Source organism: Pseudomonas eutrophicaquae (genome assembly GCF_023544715.1).
Lineage (GTDB): Bacteria > Pseudomonadota > Gammaproteobacteria > Pseudomonadales > Pseudomonadaceae > Geopseudomonas.
The window spans coordinates 26437-46932 of record NZ_JAMJEZ010000010.1; the positions used below are offsets into that span (position 1 = coordinate 26437).

At 67.8% G+C, this 20496-nt stretch carries 15 protein-coding genes; 11 read left to right on the forward strand and 4 right to left on the reverse strand.

The genetic code is table 11. The features are described from left to right. Nucleotides 1-9 precede the first annotated feature (9 nt). Complete coding sequence (locus MXC11_RS06545) at nucleotides 10-444, forward strand: GlcG/HbpS family heme-binding protein (protein ID WP_250006783.1); 435 nt, start codon at nucleotides 10-12, stop codon at nucleotides 442-444. A gap of 90 nt (nucleotides 445-534) precedes the next feature. Here MXC11_RS06545 and MXC11_RS06550 read toward each other — a convergent pair whose 3' ends face one another. After that, nucleotides 535-1902, reverse strand: a complete 1368-nt coding sequence (locus tag MXC11_RS06550; protein WP_250006786.1) for a CYTH domain-containing protein — start codon at nucleotides 1900-1902, stop codon at nucleotides 535-537. A gap of 118 nt (nucleotides 1903-2020) precedes the next feature. On the opposite strand from MXC11_RS06550, the gene MXC11_RS06555 reads away from it, so the two are divergent. The 4 genes from MXC11_RS06555 to argA all read left to right on the forward strand — a co-directional run bounded on the left by MXC11_RS06555 (nucleotide 2021) and on the right by argA (nucleotide 6599). Further along, nucleotides 2021-2698: a TIGR00153 family protein gene (locus MXC11_RS06555; protein WP_250006788.1), complete on the forward strand. Its 678-nt coding sequence runs from the start codon at nucleotides 2021-2023 to the stop codon at nucleotides 2696-2698. A gap of 38 nt (nucleotides 2699-2736) precedes the next feature. After that, nucleotides 2737-3999, forward strand: coding sequence for an inorganic phosphate transporter (locus MXC11_RS06560; protein WP_250006790.1), 1263 nt, complete (start codon nucleotides 2737-2739; stop codon nucleotides 3997-3999). A 135-nt stretch (nucleotides 4000-4134) separates the two neighbouring features. Continuing rightward, nucleotides 4135-5292: an acetylornithine deacetylase gene (gene argE / locus MXC11_RS06565; RefSeq protein WP_250006792.1), complete on the forward strand. Its 1158-nt coding sequence runs from the start codon at nucleotides 4135-4137 to the stop codon at nucleotides 5290-5292. Between the two features lie 8 nt (nucleotides 5293-5300). Beyond that, nucleotides 5301-6599, forward strand: coding sequence for an amino-acid N-acetyltransferase (gene argA / locus MXC11_RS06570; protein WP_250006794.1), 1299 nt, complete (start codon nucleotides 5301-5303; stop codon nucleotides 6597-6599). A 4-nt stretch (nucleotides 6600-6603) separates the two neighbouring features. On the opposite strand, the gene gshA is transcribed toward argA, so the two are convergent. The 3 genes from gshA to MXC11_RS06585 all read right to left on the reverse strand — a co-directional run bounded on the left by gshA (nucleotide 6604) and on the right by MXC11_RS06585 (nucleotide 11050). Then, nucleotides 6604-8187 (reverse strand): glutamate--cysteine ligase, encoded by a 1584-nt coding sequence (gshA, locus tag MXC11_RS06575; RefSeq protein ID WP_250006796.1) that lies wholly within the window; start codon nucleotides 8185-8187, stop codon nucleotides 6604-6606. A gap of 118 nt (nucleotides 8188-8305) precedes the next feature. Continuing rightward, entirely contained in the window at nucleotides 8306-8695 is a 390-nt protein-coding gene (locus tag MXC11_RS06580; protein WP_250006798.1) for a PaaI family thioesterase, read from the reverse strand. Between the two features lie 27 nt (nucleotides 8696-8722). Then, a complete protein-coding gene (locus MXC11_RS06585; RefSeq protein ID WP_250006800.1) occupies nucleotides 8723-11050 on the reverse strand; it encodes a Tex family protein in 2328 nt (775 codons plus the stop codon). Between the two features lie 386 nt (nucleotides 11051-11436). On the opposite strand from MXC11_RS06585, the gene bcsE reads away from it, so the two are divergent. From bcsE to bcsB, 6 genes are read left to right on the forward strand one after another with little or no spacing between them, the layout of a single operon-like run. Beyond that, complete coding sequence (gene bcsE, locus MXC11_RS06590) at nucleotides 11437-12960, forward strand: cellulose biosynthesis protein BcsE (protein WP_250006802.1); 1524 nt, start codon at nucleotides 11437-11439, stop codon at nucleotides 12958-12960. Next, the gene (locus MXC11_RS06595; protein WP_250006804.1) at nucleotides 12957-13130 is read left to right on the forward strand and encodes a hypothetical protein; all 174 of its coding nucleotides are present in this window, start codon (nucleotides 12957-12959) and stop codon (nucleotides 13128-13130) included. Before bcsE ends, MXC11_RS06595 begins: the two co-directional genes overlap by 4 nt. Continuing rightward, nucleotides 13127-14749, forward strand: coding sequence for a cellulose biosynthesis protein BcsG (gene bcsG, locus MXC11_RS06600; protein ID WP_250006806.1), 1623 nt, complete (start codon nucleotides 13127-13129; stop codon nucleotides 14747-14749). The genes MXC11_RS06595 and bcsG overlap by 4 nt, the downstream gene beginning before the upstream one ends. After that, nucleotides 14739-15659 carry a cellulose biosynthesis protein BcsQ gene (gene bcsQ, locus MXC11_RS06605; RefSeq protein WP_250006808.1) on the forward strand — a complete coding sequence of 307 codons (921 nt, stop codon included), beginning with the start codon at nucleotides 14739-14741 and terminating at the stop codon, nucleotides 15657-15659. Before bcsG ends, bcsQ begins: the two co-directional genes overlap by 11 nt. Beyond that, a complete protein-coding gene (bcsA, locus tag MXC11_RS06610) occupies nucleotides 15656-18208 on the forward strand; it encodes a UDP-forming cellulose synthase catalytic subunit (RefSeq protein ID WP_250006810.1) in 2553 nt (850 codons plus the stop codon). Before bcsQ ends, bcsA begins: the two co-directional genes overlap by 4 nt. Further along, nucleotides 18205-20493: a cellulose biosynthesis cyclic di-GMP-binding regulatory protein BcsB gene (bcsB, locus tag MXC11_RS06615; protein ID WP_250006812.1), complete on the forward strand. Its 2289-nt coding sequence runs from the start codon at nucleotides 18205-18207 to the stop codon at nucleotides 20491-20493. The genes bcsA and bcsB overlap by 4 nt, the downstream gene beginning before the upstream one ends. Nucleotides 20494-20496: the final 3 nt, after the last annotated feature.

Consider the following 20496-nt stretch of genomic DNA (forward strand, 5'->3'; position numbering starts at 1 on the left):
GAGCCTTTCATGTTGCGTCAACAAGCCACCCTGTCTCTTGAGCTGGCCCGCATTGCCCTGTCGGCGGTGCTGGAGGAGGCGGCCTGCCTGCAGGTGCAGATCAGCGTGTCGATCGTCGATGCTGCCGGTCAGCTGATTCATTTGGCGCATATGGATGGTGCGCCGGCGCTGAGCCGCGATATCGCGCTTGACAAGGCCTACACCGCGGCCAGCTTCGGCCTGTCCACCGGGCGCTGGGAGGCGCAGCTGGCCGAGGCGCCTGCCAGCGTGCGTGACGGTCTGGCGCATCGTCCGCGCATGGTGCTGTTTGGTGGGGGCGAGCCGGTGCGGACCAGTGGTCAGGTGGTCGGCGCGATTGGCGTATCCGGTGCCAGCGCCGAGCAGGACGAGCAGTGCGCCCATGCCGGGGTGCAGGCGGTGATGGCTGCCCTGGCCTCCGCCTGAGCCGGCGATCGGGGAGGCCGGGCGTGAGCATCCGCCCCGCGCTAGGCGTGCCCGAGTGCCGGGCCAGCCGTGTGGCGCGGGGTAGGGCGCTTAGCGCAGCTTGAGGGCTTTCCAGCCCGGCAGCATCCACACCACCTGTGTCTGCTCGGCGCGCTCGGCGAGCACCGCCTCATCGGCCGGGCGGCTGCTCAGGGTGTAGAGCTTGTGCAACTCGCCATACAGACGATCGGCCTCGACCTGCTCCAGCATCGAGCGTGCCAGGCGCAGCCAGGCCAGCATGCGCTCCAGGCGCGGCAGCTGCTCCGGCAGATCGCCCGGCTGGCGCTGGTAACGCTCCAGCGGCAGGTCGGCGATTTCCTCACCCAGAAGGCGCGTCAACCAGCGCCCGACAGCGGCCTGGCCCGCGCGCTGGCCACGCGGATTGCGCGCCGCGGTCCAGGCGCGCTGCAGCAGCCAGAGCGAGGCGCGCAGCGAGAACAGGCCCCAGCGGGTATTTTCCAGCTCCTGGGCAAACTGCTCGGCTGCCTGCTGACGCGCGGCGCCGTCTTGCTGGCCGGTCTGCAGGCGGGGACGCCAGTCATTCAGCAGAGCATCCAGATCCTCACGCAGCTGGCGGGAGCTGGCGCGTGGCGCGGCCTGGCCCAGTGAGCCGAGCAGTGCGCGCAGGTCGATCAGTTGCTGCAGCCACTGCTCCAGCAGCTTCCAGTGCCCGCTGAAGCGGTACTGCTCGGCCAGCCGCTGGCTGGTGCCAAGCAGGTGCCAGGCGAGGGCGGCAAAGGCATCGTCCAGCGGCTGCGCTGCGTCCAGCGCCGGCTCGGCGGCGCGGGTGCTGTAGCTGGTCGGGTCCAGCAGGCGATAACCGCGCTCGGCCTTACTGATATCGCAGGGCATTAGCGGCAGCGCCTCGGCCAGCGCGATCGCCAGTGTCAGCAGATCCTCCGGCTGGCCCTCGCGCAGCTCCAGCTCCAGCTCGCAGATCGCCTCACACTGCTCGCCCGCGCGTACCTCGCCCAGATCCAGCGCCGCCTCGATGGCGACCCGGCGCTCCTCGGCCGACCAGACGATATCGGCGCGCTCGCGGTGGAAGTCGGTGCTGAACATCGGTTGCAGCCGGGTCTTGTCCAGCGTGGCCAGGCTTTCTGGCCAGCACTGGGCATCGAGCAGGGCGGTGTCGAGCTGGTCGCCGCTGAGGTACCAGTCCCACTCGTTGCGCTCGGACAGCCCAGCCACGCTCTGGCCGCGAGTCTTTAAGGTCTGGATATATTGGCTGCCATCACGGCGCAGGCGCAGCGCCACGCGGGCGGCGGCCAGTTCGCGGGCAGGGGTGTCGTAATACTGATTGAACAGCTCGCGCGGCTGCCAGCCACTGGTATTGCGCGCCTGCAGCAGCGGGTGGACACGCAGGGCGTCGAGCGTGGCGCGACTGACGCGCAGCTTGATTTCGGTTTCTTTGACCATGGTGAAGTGGGCCCCCTGGGTCTGGGAAATGCGAGTCGTGCGTTGCCGCGAATGCGTGCTGGCGAGGCCATCGGCGGCAGACCTATAATTGGAGTCCCTTCCCAACGGGTTTTACCCCATGCCGATCAATCCCTTTGTCAGCCTGTTCGGCCGTTCGCCGATCGGGCCGATGCAACAGCACATTGCCAAGGCGCACGAATGTGCTGCGAGCCTCCTGCCGTTCTTCCAGGCCGTGATTGCCGAGGACTGGGTGCAGGTGGAGCAGATCCAGCAGACGATGGCGCGTCTGGAGCAGGAAGCCGACAAGCTCAAGAAGAGCGTACGCATTCACCTGCCCAAGAGCCTGTTTCTGCCGGTTCCGCGCTCCGACCTGCTGGAGCTGCTGAGTGTACAGGACAAAGTTGCCAATCGTGCCAAGGACATCGCCGGGCTGATGCTGGGCCGGCAGATGACCATCCCCGCCCCCCTGCAGCCGCTGATGCTTGCCTATGTGCAGCGCACCGTGGATGCCAGCGCCCAGGCCCTCAAGGCCATGAACGAGCTGGATGAGCTGCTGGAAACCGGCTTTGCCGGCCGCGAGGCGACCCTGGTGGAGACCATGGTCGAGGAGCTGGAAGTCATCGAGCACGACACCGACCGTCTGCAGGTCGAGGTGCGTCGTGCGCTGTTCAAGCTCGAGAAAGAGCTGCCGCCGGTCGATGTGATCTTCCTGTACAAGATCATCGAATGGATCGGTGACGTCGCCAACCGCGCTGAGCGCGTTGGTAACCGTCTGGAGCAACTGCTGGCGCGCTGAGCGCCGGCATTCTTTCTGGGACCAACGAGAAACTTCTTATGTCTCTTATCGCGGATTACGGCTTCGTACTTCTGGTGCTGGCCTGTCTGTTCGGCTTCTTCATGGCCTGGGGCGTCGGTGCCAATGACGTGGCTAACGCCATGGGCACCTCGGTCGGCTCGCGTGCGCTGACCATCAAGCAGGCGATCATCATCGCCATGGTCTTCGAGTTCTGCGGTGCCTACCTGGCCGGCGGTCAGGTCACCGAGACCATCAAGAGCGGTATCGTCGATGCGGCAGTGATTCCGCCGGAGCTGATGGTGCTGGGCATGATGTCCGCCCTGCTGGCAGCCGGCACCTGGCTGCTGATTGCCACCAGCCGCGGCTGGCCGGTGTCCACCACCCACACCATCGTCGGCGCGGTGATCGGCTTTGCGGCGGTCGGTGTCTCGGTGGATGCCGTGCACTGGTCGGGCATCGGCCCGATTGTCGCCAGCTGGGTGGTCTCGCCGCTGCTGTCGGGCATCGTCGCCTTTGGCGTGTTCATGAGCGTGCAAAAGCTGATCATCGACACTGATGATCCGTTCCGCAACGCCAAGCGTTTCGTGCCGTTGTACATGTTCCTCACCGGCTTCATGGTCGCCGTGATGACCGTGACCAAGGGCCTCAAGCACGTCGGCCTGCACCTCTCCAACGGTGAGGGGTTGCTGCTGGCGGTAGGCATCGGCCTGCTGGTCATGCTGCTGGGGATCGCGCTGCTCAGCCGCATCCAGATCGACGCCGAGGCCGACAAGACCTTCCACTACGCCAGCGTGGAGAAAGTCTTTGCGGTGCTGATGATCTTCACTGCCTGCTCGATGGCCTTTGCTCATGGCTCCAACGACGTGGCCAACGCGGTCGGCCCGCTGGCGGCCATCGTCGGGGTGATCCAGTCTGGTGGCGAAGCAGTCGGTGCGAAGGCGGCCCTGCCGGGCTGGGTGCTGCTGCTGGGTGCGGTGGGCATCGTCATCGGTCTGGCCACCTACGGCTACAAGGTGATCGCCACCATCGGCAAGGAAATCACCGAGCTGACCCCAAGCCGCGGCTTTGCCGCCGAGCTGGCTACTGCGACCACCGTGGTTGGTGCTTCGGCCATCGGCCTGCCGGTCTCCACCACCCACACGCTGGTGGGTGCGGTACTGGGTATCGGCATTGCGCGCGGTATCGGCGCGCTGAACCTTGGCGTAGTGGGTAAGATCTTCATGTCCTGGCTGATCACCCTGCCGGCCGGCGCGATCCTCGCGATCATCTTCTTCGCCATCCTCAAGCTGATCTTCGCCTGATCCGCGCCGGGCATGGCCGGCCGGTGCGCTTCGTCATTGCCCTTGTGGCAGGCGGAGCGTGCCGCTGGCGGTGCCGGCGGTTTCGCCGCCAGGCGCCGCGTCCTATGATGACGGCCTCTCTTGTGGAGTACCGTCATGCCCATCCCCTCCCTCAAACAGCAGTTTGCCGAGCTGATTGCCCTGCCGTCGGTGAGCTGTACCCAGCCGGCGCTGGACATGCCCAACCGGGCGCTGATCGAGCGTCTGGCCAGCTGGCTCGGCGATCTCGGCTTCGCCTGTGAAATCCAGGACATCGCCCCCGGCAAGGCCAACCTGCTGGCCACCTATGGCAGCGGCCCCGGCGGGCTGGTGCTGGCCGGACACAGCGATACCGTGCCCTTTGATGCAGCGCTGTGGCGCAGCGATCCGCTGACCCTGCGCGAGGCGGATGATCGCTGGTATGGCCTTGGCGTGTGCGATATGAAGGGCTTCTTTCCGCTGATCATCGAAGCGGTGCGCCCGCTGCTTGATCAGCCATTCCGCCAGCCGCTCCTGATCCTCGCCACCTGCGATGAAGAAAGCTCGATGAGCGGCGCCCGTGCGCTGGCCGAGGCGGGGCGTCCGCTGGGCCGCGCCGCGGTGATCGGCGAGCCGACCGGGCTCAGGCCGATCCGACTGCATAAGGGCGTGATGATGGAGCGCATCGACATCCAGGGCCAGAGCGGCCACTCCTCGAACCCGACGCTTGGGCGCAGCGCGCTGGAGGCCATGCACGCGGCGATGGGCGAGCTGCTGGCGCTGCGCCGTGAGTGGCAGCAGGCCTATCACAACCCGCTATTCAACGTGCCGCAGCCGACCCTGAACCTTGGCTGCATCCACGGTGGCGACAACCCCAATCGCATCTGCGGCCAGTGCGCGCTGGAGTTCGACCTGCGCCCGCTGCCCGGCATGGACCCCGAGGAGCTGCGCGCGGCGATTCGCGGCAAACTGCAGCCCTTGGCCGAGCAGCGCGGCGTGCGCATCGACTACGGGCCGATCTTCCCCGGCGTGCCGCCCTTCGAGCAGGCAGCGGACAGCGAGCTGGTGCGCCTGGCCGAGCGCCTTACCGGCCATACCGCCGAGGCGGTGGCCTTTGGCACTGAGGCGCCTTATCTGCAGCAGCTTGGCTGCGAGACGCTGGTGCTCGGCCCGGGCGACATCGCCTGCGCCCATCAGCCGGATGAGTACCTGGATCTGGCACGCCTCACCCCGACCATTGCGCTTTTGCGCGGCCTGATCGGCCACTATTGCCTCGACGCCCAACCGCTTGCCTAGGATTGCCCATGCACGATTACGTCAACTGGCTTCGCCATGCCACGCCCTACATCAACGCCCACCGCGAGCGGACCTTTGTGGTCATGCTGCCGGGGGAGGGGGTCGAGCATCCCAACTTCGCCAACATCGTCCACGATCTGGTGCTGCTGCACAGCCTCGGCGTGCGTCTGGTGCTGGTGCACGGCTCGCGGCCGCAGATTGAGGCGCGCCTGACCGCTCGTGGTCTGCAGGCCCATTACCACCGCGGCTTGCGGGTCACCGATGGGCCGACCCTGGAGTGCGTGGTCGAGGCGGTCGGCGGGCTGCGGCTGGGCATCGAGGCGCGGCTGTCGATGGACATGGCCGCCTCGCCGATGCAGGGCGCCCGGCTGCGGGTGGCCGGGGGCAATCTGGTCACCGCCCGGCCGATCGGCGTGGTCGAGGGGGTGGATTATCAGCACACCGGTGAGGTGCGGCGCATCGACCGCAAGGGCATCGAGCGGCTCCTGGATGAGCGGCGCATCGTGCTGCTCTCATCGCTCGGTTATTCCCCGACCGGCGAGATCTTCAACCTCGCCTGCGAGGACGTGGCGATGAGCACCGCCATCGAGCTGGCCGCCGAGAAGCTGATCCTGTTCGGCGCCGAGCGCGGCGTGCTGGAAGCTGATGGCAGCCTGATCCGCGAGCTGCGTGCCCAGCAGGCCGGCCCGCATGTGCAGCGCCTTGGCAGTGACTATCAGGGCGAGCTGCTGGATGCCGCGGCGCAGGCCTGTCGGGGTGGCGTGCGCCGCAGCCATATCGTCAGCTATGCCGAGGACGGCGCGCTGCTCAACGAGCTGTTCACCCGCGACGGCGCCGGCACCCTGGTCGCCCAGGAGCAGTTCGAGCAGCTGCGCGAGGCAAACATCAATGATGTGGGTGGGCTGCTCGAGCTGATTCGCCCGCTGGAGGAGCAGGGCATTCTGGTGCGCCGCTCCCGCGAGGTGCTGGAGCGGGAGATCGGCCAGTTCAGCATCGTCGAGCGCGACGGGTTGATCATCGCCTGTGCCGCGCTGTATCCGGTGCCGGATTCCGACTGGGGCGAGCTGGCGTGTCTGGCGGTCAATCCCGAGTACCGCCAGGGCGGGCGCGGTGATGAGCTGCTGGAGCGCATCGAGCAGCGTGCCCGCGCCACGGGTCTCAAGACTCTGTTCGTGCTCACCACCCGCACCGCGCACTGGTTCCAGGAGCGCGGCTTCAAGGCCTGCGGCGTCGAGCGCCTGCCGCCGGCCCGTGCCTCGCTGTACAACTTCCAGCGCCAGTCGAAGGTATTCGAGAAGGCGCTGTAAGGGCTCAGGCGGGGGTGATGGCCGCCATGTAGCGCGCGACGTACTCGTCGAAGCTGCCTTCCTGCGCGGCTTCAAGCGCGGCCTGGGCGGCGAGTGAATCGCGCGCGGCCTGCTCGAAGGCCGCTTGTTCGGCGGCTCCCAGCGGCCGGCTGCGGAACCATTCGGCGTGGCGCTCGGACTGGCGAAGGGCGAAGGCGTGGAAGCTCAGCTGCTCCTCGCGCAGGCTCTGCAGCACCCGCGCTGACGGGGTCAGGCGGACGTCTTCGAGCTTGGCACGCTGGCTGGCCAGCGCTTGGCGGTGCAGATCACTCGTGCCGTGGGCGGCGTCCAGCGCGGTGGCGCAGGCTTCGATGCGCGCCAGCAGTTCCAGCCCCCAGTCGGTGAGCGTGACCGGCTGGCCGGCGCGGCTCAACTGCAGCCCCGGCTTGCGCCCTGCCTTGACGGTCAGGGCGAAGTTGGTGGTGCATTCGCTGCATTCGGCACCGTCCAGCGCCGGGCTGTCTTCCAGGGCGCAGAACAGCAGGAAGGCATCGAGGAAGCGCGCAGCCACCACATCAATGCCCAGCGGCAGGAATGGGTCGATGTCCAGGCAACGCACCTCGACATACTGCACGCCGCGCGCCGCGAGCGCCTGAATCGGCCGCTCGCCGGGGCGGGTGACGCGCTTGGGACGGATGCTCGAGTAGTACTCGTTTTCGATCTGCAGCACGTTGGTGTTGAGCTGCCGCCACTGCCCCTCCGCATCATGGGTGCCGAGGGCCTGATAGGGCGGGTAGGGGGTCGAGACCGCCCGGCGCAGGCTGGCGAGGTAACTGTCCAGGCTGTTGTAGCAGGGCTTGAGACTGGCCTGGGCGTTGTTCTGGTAACCCAGGTCGCTCATCCGCAGGCTGGTGGCCCAGGGCAGATAGAAGGTGTCGGCATCCAGACGCTCAAGGTCGTGTTCGCGGTCCTTGAGAAAACCCGCGTCCAGCGCCGGCGAGGCGCCGAACAGGTACATCAGCAGCCAGCTGTAGCGGCGGAAGTTGCGGGTCAGCGCGATGTAGCCGGCCGACTGCCAGTCCGCGGCCGGGCGCGTGTCTGCGCTATCTGCCTGCAGCAGCGGCCACAGCCCCTCGGGCAGCGAGAAGTTGTAGTGAATGCCGGCAATGCACTGCATGGCCTTGCCGTAACGCACCGCCAGTCCCTGACGGTAGACATGCTTGAGACGCCCGCTGTGGCTGGTGCCGTATTCGGCAATCGGAATCTCTGCCTCCTCGGGCAGCGTGCAGGGCATCGAGTGCATCCACAGCTGCTCCTCGCCCAACTGCGCGCAGGCAAAGCGGTGGATGGCATCCAGCTCATCAAGGGTCTGTTGGGGATCCTCGTGGGCGTCGGTGATGAACTCCAGCAGCGCTTCGGAGTAGTCGGTGGTGATCTGCGCGTGGGTCAGGGTCGAGCCCAGCGCCGGCGGGTGCGCGGTCAAGGCCAGATGCCCTTGGGCGTCGACGCGCAGGCTTTCCTTTTCCAGGCCATGCCGGCAGTGGCGCAGCAGTTCACGCGCTTGGGCGCCTTCCAGCAGGGCCAGGCGGCGGGACAGTAGGTCGCTCAAAAGTCGGATTCCTGTTGGCAAATTTTCCGCACTATGGGGGCGAATCGCGTCAGTCTCAAGAGCCGGCCGCCCAGCGCGAGCGGCCGCGAGCCAGACTCATGACGCGCCACCGCGCCGTTCAGAGTTGCATGAAGGTGCCCTGGGCACGGGCTGCCAGCACCTCGCCCTGCCGCACTTCCGCCTCCACCACCAGCGTGCGGCTGCCGTGATGCACCACCCGCGCCAGGCACAGCACCGCCCCTTCACCGATGGCGCGCAGGTAGTTGATCTTGCACTCCAGGGTGACGCTCTGGCGGTCAAAGCCGTGGGCGCTGGAGCAGGCAAAGCCCATCGCCACATCCACCAGACTGAAGATCACCCCGCCATGCAGCATGCCGGCGCGGTTGCGCAGTTCGGGCCGCAGGTGCAGGCGCACCTCGGCCTCGCCCTGCTCGACCCGCAGCAGTTCACAGCCGAGCAGGTCGCTGAAGGCGCTGGTGGTGAGGCTGCGAGGATCAATAGCGCTCATGGCGAGGATTCTCCGAACACAGGGGCTTCAGCGCTTCTTGAGCGACTTGGCATTGGCAAACAGTGCAGCCATCGCCGCGTTGGCCGGCGCCGGCTTGTCTTGGCTGGAGTGGCGCTCGCTGCGCGGCGCATTGCCGCCCTTGCCAGCACCGCGCTGACCGCCTCGTGGCCCGTCAACCTTCTCGCCGGGAGTGTCGCTCATACGCATCGACAGGCCGACTCGGCTTCGCGGGATGTCCACTTCCATGACCTTGACCTTGACGATGTCACCGGCCTTGACCACTTCATATGGGTCCTTGACGAACTTCTCCGACAGCGCGCTGATATGTACCAGACCGTCCTGATGCACGCCGATGTCGACGAAGGCGCCGAAGTTGGTCACGTTGGTCACCACGCCCTCCAGCACCATGCCCGGCTGCAGGTCCTTGAGGCTCTCGACGCCGTCCTGGAAGGCGGCGGTCTTGAACTCCGGGCGCGGGTCGCGGCCGGGTTTGTCCAGTTCCTTGAGGATGTCGCTGACGGTCGGCAGACCAAAGCGCTCGTCGGTGAACTTGGCCGGGTCCAGGCGCTTGAGGAACGCCGAGTCGCCGATCAGCGAGCGGATGTCGCGGCCCGTGTCTGCCGCGATGCGCGTGACCAGCGGGTAGGTCTCCGGGTGCACCGCCGAGGCGTCCAGCGGGTTATCGCCGTTCATCACCCGCAAAAAGCCCGCCGCCAGCTCGAAGGTCTTCTCGCCCAAGCGCGGCACCTTCTTCAGTTCGCTGCGCGACTTGAACGCGCCGTTGGCGTCGCGGAACTGCACGATGTTGCTGGCCAGGGTGGCGTTGAGGCCGGAGATGCGCGCCAGCAGGGCGGCGGAGGCAGTGTTCACATCCACGCCGACCGCGTTCACGCAGTCCTCGACCACCGCGTCCAGCGAGCGCGCCAGCTTGAGCTGGGAGACGTCGTGCTGGTACTGGCCGACGCCGATCGCCTTGGGCTCGATCTTCACCAGCTCGGCCAGCGGGTCCTGCAGACGGCGGGCGATCGACACCGCGCCGCGTAGCGACACGTCCAGCTCGGGGAATTCGCGGGCAGCCAGCTCGGAGGCCGAGTACACCGAGGCGCCGGCCTCGCTGACTATGATCTTGGTCAGCTTGAGTGCCGGCAGCTGGCGGATCAGGTCGGCTGCCAGCTTGTCGGTCTCGCGGCTGGCGGTGCCGTTGCCGATGGCGATCAGCTCGACCTGATGCCTGGCGCACAGGCGGGCGAGCACGGCCAGGGTGCCGTCCCAGTCGTTGCGCGGCGCATGTGGGTAGACGGTGGCGGTGTCGAGCAGCTTGCCGGTGGCATCGACCACCGCCACCTTGCAGCCGGTACGAAGACCCGGATCCAGCGCCAGCACGCTGCGCGGGCCGGCCGGGGCGGCCAGCAGCAGGTCGTGCAGGTTGCGGGCGAACACGTTGATCGCCTCGCTCTCGGCCGCCTCGCGCAGCTCGCCGAGCAGGTCGGTTTCCAGGTGGGTGTAGAGCTTGACCTTCCAGGTCCAGCGCACCACCTCGGTCAGCCATTTGTCGGCGGCGCGGCCACGCTGCTCGATGCCGAAGCGCTCGGCGATCATCCCCTCGCAGGGATGGGCGCTGCCCGGCAGCTCCTCACCGACCTTCAGGCTGGCGCTCAGCACGCCCTCGTTGCGGCCGCGGAAGATCGCCAGGGCACGGTGCGACGGCACGCCCTTGAGCGGTTCGTCGTGCTCGAAGTAATCGCTGAACTTGGCGCCTTCCTGCTCCTTGCCCGGCACCAGGCGCGCGCTGAGGGTGGCGTTGTCCTTGAGGAAGCCGCGCAGCCGCTCGAGCAGGCTGGCGTCCTCGGCGAAGCGCTCCATGAGGATGTACTTGGCGCCATCAAGCACCGCCTTTACATCAGCAAAACCTTTGCCTTCATCGACAAAGCGCGCCGCTGCCGTTTCGGGATCGAGCTGCGGATCGGCGAACAGCGCATCGGCCAGCTCGCCGAGGCCGGCTTCCAGGGCGATCTGGCCCTTGGTGCGGCGCTTCTGCTTGTAGGGCAGGTAGAGGTCTTCCAGGCGCGTCTTGGTGTCGGCCAGCTTGATCTCGCGGGCCAGTTCCGGGGTCAGCTTGCCCTGCTCCTCGATGCTGGAGAGGATCGCGCTGCGCCGCTCCTCCAGCTCGCGCAGGTAGCGCAGGCGCTCTTCGAGGGTGCGCAGCTGGGTGTCGTCGAGACTGCCGGTGACTTCCTTGCGGTAGCGGGCGATGAAGGGCACGGTCGAGCCCTCGTCGAGCAGCGCCACAGCGGCGGCGACCTGTTGCGGGCGGACGCCGAGTTCCTCGGCGATGCGGGCGTTGATGCTGTCCATGAAACTTCCTGCAACTGCACAGTGAAGCCGCACGCAGGCGGCAGGGGGCGGCAGATTAGCAGTTTTGCCGGTGCCGCCGGCAGCGCCATGCGCAGGCCGGGTCAAAGGACGCTGCCGAGCTCGTCTGCTTTTTGCGACATAAATATGGCTTTCTGATTAAATGCGGCAGCCTAAAATGCTTTGCGTGCCGTCTTTTTGATGGCCTTGTGGGCCCTTGGGCGCCGGCCTTCTGCCGCCTGGATCTCGAAGGGCGCACAGGCGCTGCGTGGCAAATGCTATTTTCAGCACGCATCCTGCACCAACCATGCAGGGTATGCGGCGTGGTCACTCCTACAACAATACAGCCAGTGATGGATCAGATCCTGTCACGACAAGGAGTCGGGCGTTTGAGCGGTTTTCCCCTGACGATCCCTAGTTTGCGCGATGAATGGCAGCAGCTGCAGCAAGGCGGCCTCTACTGGCTGAATGCTGAGCAGCGCGACACGGCGGTGCAGCTGTGCAGCCAGGTGCTGGCCGGGCTTGGCCACGCGCAGCGGGTGATCTTGCTGGATACAGCGGCGCACCCAGAGCGCCTGCTGGAGCGCCTGCCGACTGACGCCGGCCCCGCTGAAGTCTGGCCGGTGCAGATCATCGGACGTGATCTGCGCGCGGCCCTGCAGGCCCTGACGCGCGATCTGCAGCGGCGTGGCCGGCCGCATGGGCAACTGCTGGTGCTGGTGATCCCGACCGAGGCATTCGATGCCTTCCATGACGCTTCCCTGCAGCGCTGGTGCCGTGAAACCCGCAGCTGGTTGCAGGCCCGTGACTGCACCTTGCTGGTACTGGGCTATGGCGCCGCGCACCGTTTGAGTGGCCGTCTGCTGGCCTGCAGTGCGGACCTGGACGGGCTGGTGCAGCTGTACCGGGCGCGCGGCAGTCTGCAGTACCTGCTGCACTTCTGGCGCCATTCAGGTGGCGTGCATGCCCGCAATGAGGTGGCTTTGGGTGAGGAGCAGGGGCAGCTGTGTGCCCGCGCTGAGTCGGTCCTGCCGGCTGATCCTGCCGCCGAGGATCTGCAGCGCTGTCTGGCACTGCGCGCGGTGCTGGAGGGGGCGCCGCCGCTCTCCGAGCACTGGCAGCTGTTCGATGAGCCGGCGGAGCTACTGGCGGTTGCGCAGCAGTCCAGCGCCGCCAGTGTGATCCTGGCCATCGACAGCAACGACGCCGTCGCCACCCTGGCCGAGCAGCTCTATCAATTGCGTCGCCTGCGCGGTCATGCGCTGAAGATTGTGGTGCGCGAGTTGTCACCGTGCCTGCGCTATCTGGATGAACAGCTGCTGCTGAGCTGCGGGGCATCGCTGATCGTGCCGTGCGGCACCGTGCTGGCGCGCTTTCTGACCCTGCTCGACAGCCTGCAGGGCCAGGTGTGGAATCGCACCTTGCCGGATGATTTCGCGCAGGCTTTGCGGCAGCTGCAACCGCCCAGCGTGCGCGGTCTGCTGGCGGTCGAGGACTTCTGCCGCACCGTGGATCACTTGCTGGAGCAGGCGCGGCTGGCCGAGGTCAGCCACCTGCTGGTGCGTCTGCAGCCGGTACCGGGGCTGGAGCCGGCCCAGCTCATCGGCCAGTGCCGTTTGCGCCGCTATGGCGATCTGGCCTGTGTGGCGGATGGGTCTGTTTATCTGTTCCTGTTTGCCTGCCGCCCCGGCATGCTTGAAAGTGCGCTGGACAATATCTTTCGCCTGGCCTGGCGGGAGTTGTTTGTGGCGCATGCCTTGCTGGAAGACAGTCGCACGATCCGCCGTGATGCCCAGCCGCTGCCCCAGGTACTGGCCCCGCACCCAGCGCCTGCGTCTGCTCAGGCACTGGCTCAGGCACTACGGCCCGCGCCGATGCGGGTGACATTGCACGGCGGGGAGGACAGGACATGAGTCACACCCAGGCGCTGTACCTGCTGCTCAGTGGCGCGGCGCTGGGCCTGCTGGCCGGGTTACTGCTTCCAGCCCTGCTGCGCGGCCTGTGGGCGCTGCTGGCGCGCGTATGGCCCTCACGCCACCTGCGTTTCTACCCGCGCCAGCGGCGTCGGGGAGGCCGGGCATGATCGCGCCGGGTACAACCGGCCACTGGTCGGGGCTAGGGCACTGGAACCTGTATTTTCTCGCCAAGCTGCTGCTCGCCTGGCAGGGCAGCCTGTCGCTGCAGGTGCTGCCCAACCTGCTGCTGGCCGCCGTCCTGCTGCTGCCGCTGGGGCTCTGGCTGGCCCGCCTGCGCCTGCTGCTGGCCGTGCCGGCGGCGCTGGCGCTGCTGTACCAGGAAAGCCCGTTGCCGCCGGTGGAGCGGCTGACCGCGCTTTCGGGGCTGCTGGATTTCTCCCCCGAGTACCTGCTGGAACTGGCGGGGCGGTTCTTTAGCGTGCGTGAGGCGGGGGCGGTGGCCCTGTGTCTGCTCGCCTACTACCTGCTGTCGCCCTGGCTGCGGCTGAGCAGCCTGTCGCTGGGTGGCCTGCTCTGGCTGGCGCTGCTGCAGGTGCCGCTGCCAGCCTTTTGGCCGTTGCTGCAGAGTGAGACCGTGCAGGCCGCCTCAACGCCAGCTGCGGGCAGCACAGCCGCCCCGGCCGAGGCCGATCTTGATCAGTGGCTGGTCGAGTTCCACGCCCGTGAGGCGCAGCGCCGGGTCAGCTTCCCGGCGGCAAGCGGCACACCGCCCTTTGATCTGCTGGTGCTCAATATCTGCTCGCTGGCCTGGAGCGATCTGCGCCAGGTTGGCCTTGTGCAGCACCCTCTGCTGCAGGACATGGATATCCTGTTCGAGCAGTTCAACTCGGCCACTTCCTACAGCGGCCCGGCCGCGATCCGGCTGCTGCGCGCCAGCTGCGGCCAGCCGGCGCATAGCCAGCTGTACCAGGCTGCCGATGCGCAGTGCCAGCTGTTCGACAACCTGGCCCAGCTCGGCTTTAGCAAGCACCTGGCGCTCAATCACAACGGGCGTTTCGAGGGCTTTGGCGACATGCTGCGTGCCCATGGCAACCTGCCGGCGGCGCAGTCCAGCGAGGGGCTGCGCCGCGCCTGGGTGGCCTTTGATGGCACGCCGATCTGGAGCGATGGCGAGGTGCTGGAGCGCTGGTGGCAGCAGCGTAGCGCACAAGATCCGGCGCCCGCGGCGCTGTTCTACAACACCATCACCCTGCACGACGGCAATCGCGTGATTGAAGTGGATGGCGGGACGCGCTCAGCCACCTATGCCGAGCGGGCGACCCGTTTGATGGATGATTTGCAGGCGTTTCTCACGGCTCTGGAGCGCAGCGGCCGGCCGGTGGTGGTGGTGCTGGTGCCCGAGCATGGTGCGGCGCTGCGTGGCGATGCGCTGCAGATTGCCGGTCTGCGCGAGTACCCCTCGCGCTCGATTACCCATGTACCGGTCGGCCTGCGCCTGATCAACCTGCCGCTGGACGAGACAGCGCCGCAGCGGGTCAGTACGCCGAGCAGCTATCTGGCGGTGGCGGAGATCATCGCCCGTCTGCTGGCCGGTATCCCGGCGGGGCAGAGCGCCCTCTCGCCCGCCGCGCTGGTGCGTGATCTGCCGGTCAGCGAGTGGGTGGCGGAAAGCGAGGGCGGGGTGGTGGTCGCACCGGCCGGGATCGATTACCTGCGGGTGCGCGAGGGCGGTGCCTGGCGGCGCTATCCTGTGCCCCTCGATGCCGGGGGACAGGATGGCCGCTGATGATCTGGACGGCGTGCGCCGGGCGCTGGGCCTGAGCGAACTGCCTTACCTCGACCTGGCTGCCCAGCGCGTGCTGGCCCAGCTGCCGCAGCGCTGGCCGTGGCTGCCGATGGCGCTGCCCACGGCAAAGACGCCACCCAGCCGCTCGCCGGGAACCGGGCCCTGCCTGCTGGCGCTGCAGGGGCTGCGTGGTGGTGTCGGGGTCAGTGCGCTGGTTGCAGGTCTGGCGGTGGCATTGCAGGCGCTGGGGCAGCGGGTGCTGATCCTTGAGCTGGACCCCGCCGGGTTGCTGCGTCACTACGCGGCCCTGCCGGCCGGTCCGCTGGAGGGCTGGGCGAATGCCGAGCAGGCCGGCGGCGACTGGCATGCCTGCGCCTGGCACATCCAGCCCCAGGTGTATCTGCTGCCTTACGGCACGCTGGAGCCTTTGGCGCGCCTGCAGCTGGAGCAGTCGCTGGCGGGGCGCGGCGATCTCTGGACCGCGCGTCTTCGTAGCCTGCAGCCCAATATCGACTGGGTGCTGTGCGATCTGCCCCAGCACTGGCCCGCGCATGTCGGCAGCCTGAGGGCAGATCTGTACCTGCGGGTCATCGAGGCCGATCCTGCCTGCCATCTGCGCCTGCAGGAGGGGCTGCCGGCCGAGCAGTGGCTGCTGGTCAATCGTTTTGATCCCACCCGGCGCCTGGCGCAGGATCTCTGGCGGCTCTGGCAATCGAGCCTGCAGGCCTGTCTGGTGCCGCAGTGCCTGCATGAAGATGAGGCGGTGCGCGAAGCGCTGGCCAACCAGCAGCTGCCCGGTATCCACGCCCCGAACAGCCTGTTCGCCGAGGATCTGCACGGCCTAGCTACCTGGTGCCTGGCCCGTGCCGCCCGCGCGCGCCACGCGGCAACGCCAGAGGTGCCGGCATGAGTTTGCGTCTGCCGGGCCGCTTCCCCTGGTATTACCGCACCCTGCGTCAGCAGCAGGGCGCCTCGGTGCCGGTTGCGCTACTGGGGGCCGTACTGGGGTTGCTGGCGGCGCTGCTGCTGCGTCTGGAGGCCCCCGCCTGGCAGGCGCTGCTGGCGCGCTATCGCCAGCGGTTTGCCGCCGAGCCTGAACTGCGCGCGCACCACAGCGTGCGCCATGCCTTGCAGCTGCTCTGGCTGCTGCTGGTGCGCGAGCAGGGTGCGCCGCGGCGGATCCTGCTGCGCCGCTGGACCGAAGAGGTTGCCGCGGAGTCGGCGGAGCGGCCCCTGCGCCGTGCTATGCCCTGGCAGCGGGCCGAGCGGGCGATCGCCCGCCTGCCCCAGCGCGTGCGTCAGTTGCTGCTGGTTAGTCTGGGTAGCCTCACGGCGCTGCTGGCCTGGCTGTGCATCACCACGCCCTTCGGCGTGCAGGCCCAGCTGCTGTTTGTGGGCCTGCTCTGGGCGTTGGCCCTGCTGATCCGCCGTCAGCCGGGGCGTTTTGCCGTGCTGCTGCTGATCCTGCTGTCGGTGGTGGCCTCCTGCCGCTACCTGTGGTGGCGCTACACCGCCACACTGAACTGGGAGACGCCGCTGGATTTGACCTGCGGGCTGATCCTGCTGGCCGCCGAGACCTATGCCTGGCTGGTGCTGATGCTCGGCTACCTGCAGACCAGCTGGCCGCTGGGCCGCAAACCAGCGCCGCTGCCGGCCGATCGGGCGCAGTGGCCGACCGTCGATCTGCTGATCCCCACCTATAACGAAGACCTGAGCGTGGTGCGCAACACCGTGTATGCGGCGCTGGGCCTCGACTGGCCGGCCGACAAGCTGCGCATCCATCTGCTCGATGATGGGCGGCGCGAGACCTTCCGCGCCTTCGCTGCTGAGGTCGGCATCGATTATCTGATCCGCCCGGACAACAGGCACGCCAAGGCCGGCAACCTCAATCACGCGCTGACGCAGATCGACGGCGAACTGGTGGCGATCTTCGACTGCGACCATGTGCCGGTGCGCGCCTTCCTGCAGTTCACCGTCGGCTGGTTCCTCAGGGACCCGAAGCTGGCACTGGTGCAGACCCCGCACCACTTCTTCTCCCCCGACCCCTTCGAGCGCAACCTTGGCACCTTCCGCCGCCGGCCCAACGAGGGCGAGCTGTTCTACGGCCTGGTGCAGGAGGGTAACGACCTGTGGAACGCAGCGTTCTTCTGCGGCTCCTGCGCGGTGCTGCGCCGCGCCGCCATCGACTCGATCGGCGGCTTCGCCGTGGAGACGGTCACCGAGGACGCCCACACCGCGCTGCGCCTGCACCGTCAGGGCTGGAACTCCGCCTACCTGCGCATCCCGCTGGCCGCGGGGCTGGCCACCGAGAGCCTGTCGGCGCACATCGGCCAGCGCATCCGCTGGGCGCGCGGCATGGTGCAGATCTTCCGTACCGACAACCCGTTCCTCGGGCGCGGACTGAGCTTCTTCCAGCGCATCTGCTATGCCAACGCCATGCTGAGCTTTCTCGCCGGCCTGCCGCGGCTGATCTTCCTCACCGCGCCGCTGGCCTTCCTGCTGCTGCATGCCTACATCATCTACGCGCCCCCGCTGATGATCCTGATCCATGTGCTGCCGCACATGGCCCATGCCAGCCTCGCCAACTCGCGGATGCAGGGCGCGTTTCGCCACAGTTTCTGGGGCGAGGTCTACGAAACGGTGCTGGCCTGGTACATCACCTGGCCGACCACCATGGCGCTAATCGACCCCGGCAAGGGCAAGTTCAATGTCACCGCCAAGGGCGGGCTGATGGAGGATGATCAGTTCGACTGGCGCATCGCCCGGCCCTACCTGCTCCTGGCGGCCCTGAATGTGCTGGGGCTGGGCTTTGCTGTCTGGCGTCTGCGTTACGGGCCGGTCGAGGAGGCCGGCACGGTGCTGATCAGCCTGCTGTGGGTGTTTTATAACCTCTTGATCATCGGCGGCGCCCTGGCGGTGGCTGCGGAAGTGCGCCAGGTGCGGCAGAACCACCGGGTCGCCACCGACTTGCCGGCGGCGCTGCGTCTGCCCGATGGCCATCTGCTGCAGGCCCGGCTGGTGGACTATTCCAGTGGCGGCGCCGGGCTGGCGCTGACCGAGGCACGCTCGCTGGCCACCGGCAGTGCGGTCTGGCTGCTGCTGCGCCGCGGCAATCGCGAGTTCGCCTTCCCGGCGCAGGTCAGCCGCTGTACCGCGCAGCACCTGGGGCTGAATTTTGCCGAGCTGGACCTGCAGCAGCAGATCGATCTGGTGCAATGCACCTTTGCCCGCGCCGATGCCTGGCTGAACTGGGGCGAGGAGCATGCGGCGGAGCGACCACTGCGCAGCCTCTTCGAGGTGCTGGCGCTGGGCATTCAGGGCTATCTGCGTCTGATGGAGCACCTGCCGGCGCCGCTGCGCGCGCTGTATCGTGGTGTGCAAGCGCTGTTTCGCGGGCTGGGCAGTCTGCTGCCCCGTCCGCTTCCTTCGACCCCTTCGCGAGCGGTGACCGAGCGATGATGCGAATTTTCATGCCCTGGATGGCCGCCATCGGTCTGTTGCTGGGCAGCCTGCCAGCGGTGCTGGCCATTCCGCTGCCTGAGGGGACGGTTGTGCCGGCTCCGGCGGTGCTGGAGCCGCCGCCGGCCCCGATCTGGAGCCGCGAATACAGCCTGGCCGACATGGGCCGCGCCGGCGATGTACTGCTGCTGGGCATCCGCAACAGCGTGCAGCTGGAGCTGCCGCTGCGCCGTGACCGGGTGGTGACCGCCGCGACCCTGAACCTCGAATACCATCCCTCACCGGCCCTGCTGGCGGCGCTGTCGCACCTGCGCGTCTACCTCAATGACCGCCTGATGGGCGTGCTGCCGGCGGTCGGCGAGGAGCCGCTGGCGCTCGGGCAGCCGCTGCGCCGCCAGGTGGCGCTGGATGCGCGGCTGTTCGGTGACTTCAATCGCCTGCGCGTGGAGTTTGTCGGGCATTACCGGGAAATTTGCGAAGATCCGGCCAACTCGGCGCTCTGGCTGAGTATCGGGCAGGGCAGCACCCTGCAGCTGATCGAGCAGGCGCTGCCGGCCACGCAGGATCTGGCGCATTTCCCGGCGCCGCTCTTTGATGCGCGTGACAACCGCGCGCTGGAGCTGCCGATGCTGTTCGCCGCCGACGTGCCGCTGGCCGAGCGGCAGGCGGCGGCGATCCTCGCCTCCTACTTCGGCAGCCTGAGCGACTGGCGCGGCGCGCGCTTTCCGGTGCTGCTGGATCGCCTGCCGGAGGTCGCGTTGGACCGGCCGCCCCAGCATGCGGTGGTGTTTGCCACCAATGCGCGTCGTCCGGCCCTGCTGGCCGATCGCCAGCGCTTCCCGGATGTGAGCGGGCCGGTGATCGAGCGGGTGGCGCACCCGGAGAGTCCCTATGCCAGCCTGCTGCTGATCCGCGGGCGCGACAGTGCGGATCTGCAGCGCGCGGTCACGGCGCTGGCGCTGGGCACGCCGCTGCTGCGCGGCGCACGGGTCGAGGTGGGCGAGCTGCCGGCGCTGCCGGTTCGCCGGCCGTATGATGCGCCGAACTGGGCGCCGGTCGATCGTCCGGTGCGCCTGGGCGAGCTGATCGATTACCCGCAGCAGCTGCAGGTCAGCGGCCTGCTACCACCGCCAGTTACGCTGGACATCACCCTGCCGCCGGATCTGTTCGTCTGGCGCAATCAGGGCATTCCGCTGAGCACCCGGTACCGCTTCACCGCCAATGAGCGCGGTGACGAGTCGCGGCTGACCGTGCGGATCAATGAGCAGTTCATCGACAGCCTGCCGCTGCGCAGCCGCGAGCAGCGCGGGGCGCTGGATGAGCTGCGTCTGGGGCTGAGCGACCGCCAGGGCAGCGGGGAGAACGAGCGCCTGTCGATCCCCTCGCTCAAGGTCGGTGCCAGCAACCGCCTGAGCTTTGAGTTCAGCTTTGCCGCCAGCGTCGGCAGCAGCCAGCAGGATCGCTGCCAGACGGTCTTGCCGGCCAGTGTCTATGGCGCGATCGATGAGGATTCCAGCATTGATCTCTCCGGCTACCACCATTACATGGCGATGCCCGATCTGGCCGCATTTGCCGGCAGTGCCTACCCGTTCAGTCGCATGGCCGATCTGAGCGCTACCCGCATGCTGGTGCCGGCCGAGCAGGGCGAGGCGTCGCTGACCAGTTTGCTGGAAGTGTTCGGTCATCTGGGTGCGCGGATCGGTTATCCGGCGTTTGCCGTGCAGCTGTTCGACGACTGGGCGGTGGCCAGTGCTGAACCGGCGGATCTGCTGATCCTCGGGCAGTGGCCGGCGGCCCTGCAGGCGGCGGGTGTGCTGCCGCTGCAAAAGGGCCTGGCCGATCACCTGCTGGCCGGTGCTCCGCCGCGCACGCCACTCAGTGAGCCGCAGACGGTGGCTAGTACCGCAGTGACCCTGAGCGCCGCGGCGCCGCTGGCCGCGGTGGTCGGGCTGCAGTCGCCGCTTTACCCGCAGCACAGCCTGGTGGCCCTGCTGGCGGACAGTGACGCCGAGCACCATTTGCTGCAGGAGGCGCTGGCCGACCCGGCCCGGCGCGCTGAGATCCGTGGTTCGCTGGCGCTGATCCGCAGCAGCGGGGTGGTCAGCCAGACGGTCGGTGAGCCCTATTACGTCGGTGAGCTGCCCTGGTGGTGGCTGCTGTGGTTCCACCTCGCCGCGCAGCCGTTGTGGCTGGCCGGGGTAGCGGTGCTGGTGGTGCTGCTTGGCAGCTTCCTGATCTGGCGTCTGCTGCGGGGCGTGGCCCGGCGGCGACTGGAGGAGCGCTGATTC

Bases quoted from the DNA above. Each gene is read 5' to 3' on its own strand.
- MXC11_RS06545 (WP_250006783.1), top strand. From the start codon at position 10: ATGTTGCGTCAACAAGCCACCCTGTCTCTTGAGCTGGCCCGCATTGCC.
- MXC11_RS06550 (WP_250006786.1), bottom strand. From the start codon at position 1,902: ATGGTCAAAGAAACCGAAATCAAGCTGCGCGTCAGTCGCGCCACGCTC.
- MXC11_RS06555 (WP_250006788.1), top strand. From the start codon at position 2,021: ATGCCGATCAATCCCTTTGTCAGCCTGTTCGGCCGTTCGCCGATCGGG.
- MXC11_RS06560 (WP_250006790.1), top strand. From the start codon at position 2,737: ATGTCTCTTATCGCGGATTACGGCTTCGTACTTCTGGTGCTGGCCTGT.
- argE (WP_250006792.1), top strand. From the start codon at position 4,135: ATGCCCATCCCCTCCCTCAAACAGCAGTTTGCCGAGCTGATTGCCCTG.
- argA (WP_250006794.1), top strand. From the start codon at position 5,301: ATGCACGATTACGTCAACTGGCTTCGCCATGCCACGCCCTACATCAAC.
- MXC11_RS06580 (WP_250006798.1), bottom strand. From the start codon at position 8,695: ATGAGCGCTATTGATCCTCGCAGCCTCACCACCAGCGCCTTCAGCGAC.
- MXC11_RS06585 (WP_250006800.1), bottom strand. From the start codon at position 11,050: ATGGACAGCATCAACGCCCGCATCGCCGAGGAACTCGGCGTCCGCCCG.
- MXC11_RS06595 (WP_250006804.1), top strand. From the start codon at position 12,957: ATGAGTCACACCCAGGCGCTGTACCTGCTGCTCAGTGGCGCGGCGCTG.
- bcsG (WP_250006806.1), top strand. From the start codon at position 13,127: ATGATCGCGCCGGGTACAACCGGCCACTGGTCGGGGCTAGGGCACTGG.
- bcsQ (WP_250006808.1), top strand. From the start codon at position 14,739: ATGGCCGCTGATGATCTGGACGGCGTGCGCCGGGCGCTGGGCCTGAGC.
- bcsA (WP_250006810.1), top strand. From the start codon at position 15,656: ATGAGTTTGCGTCTGCCGGGCCGCTTCCCCTGGTATTACCGCACCCTG.
- bcsB (WP_250006812.1), top strand. From the start codon at position 18,205: ATGATGCGAATTTTCATGCCCTGGATGGCCGCCATCGGTCTGTTGCTG.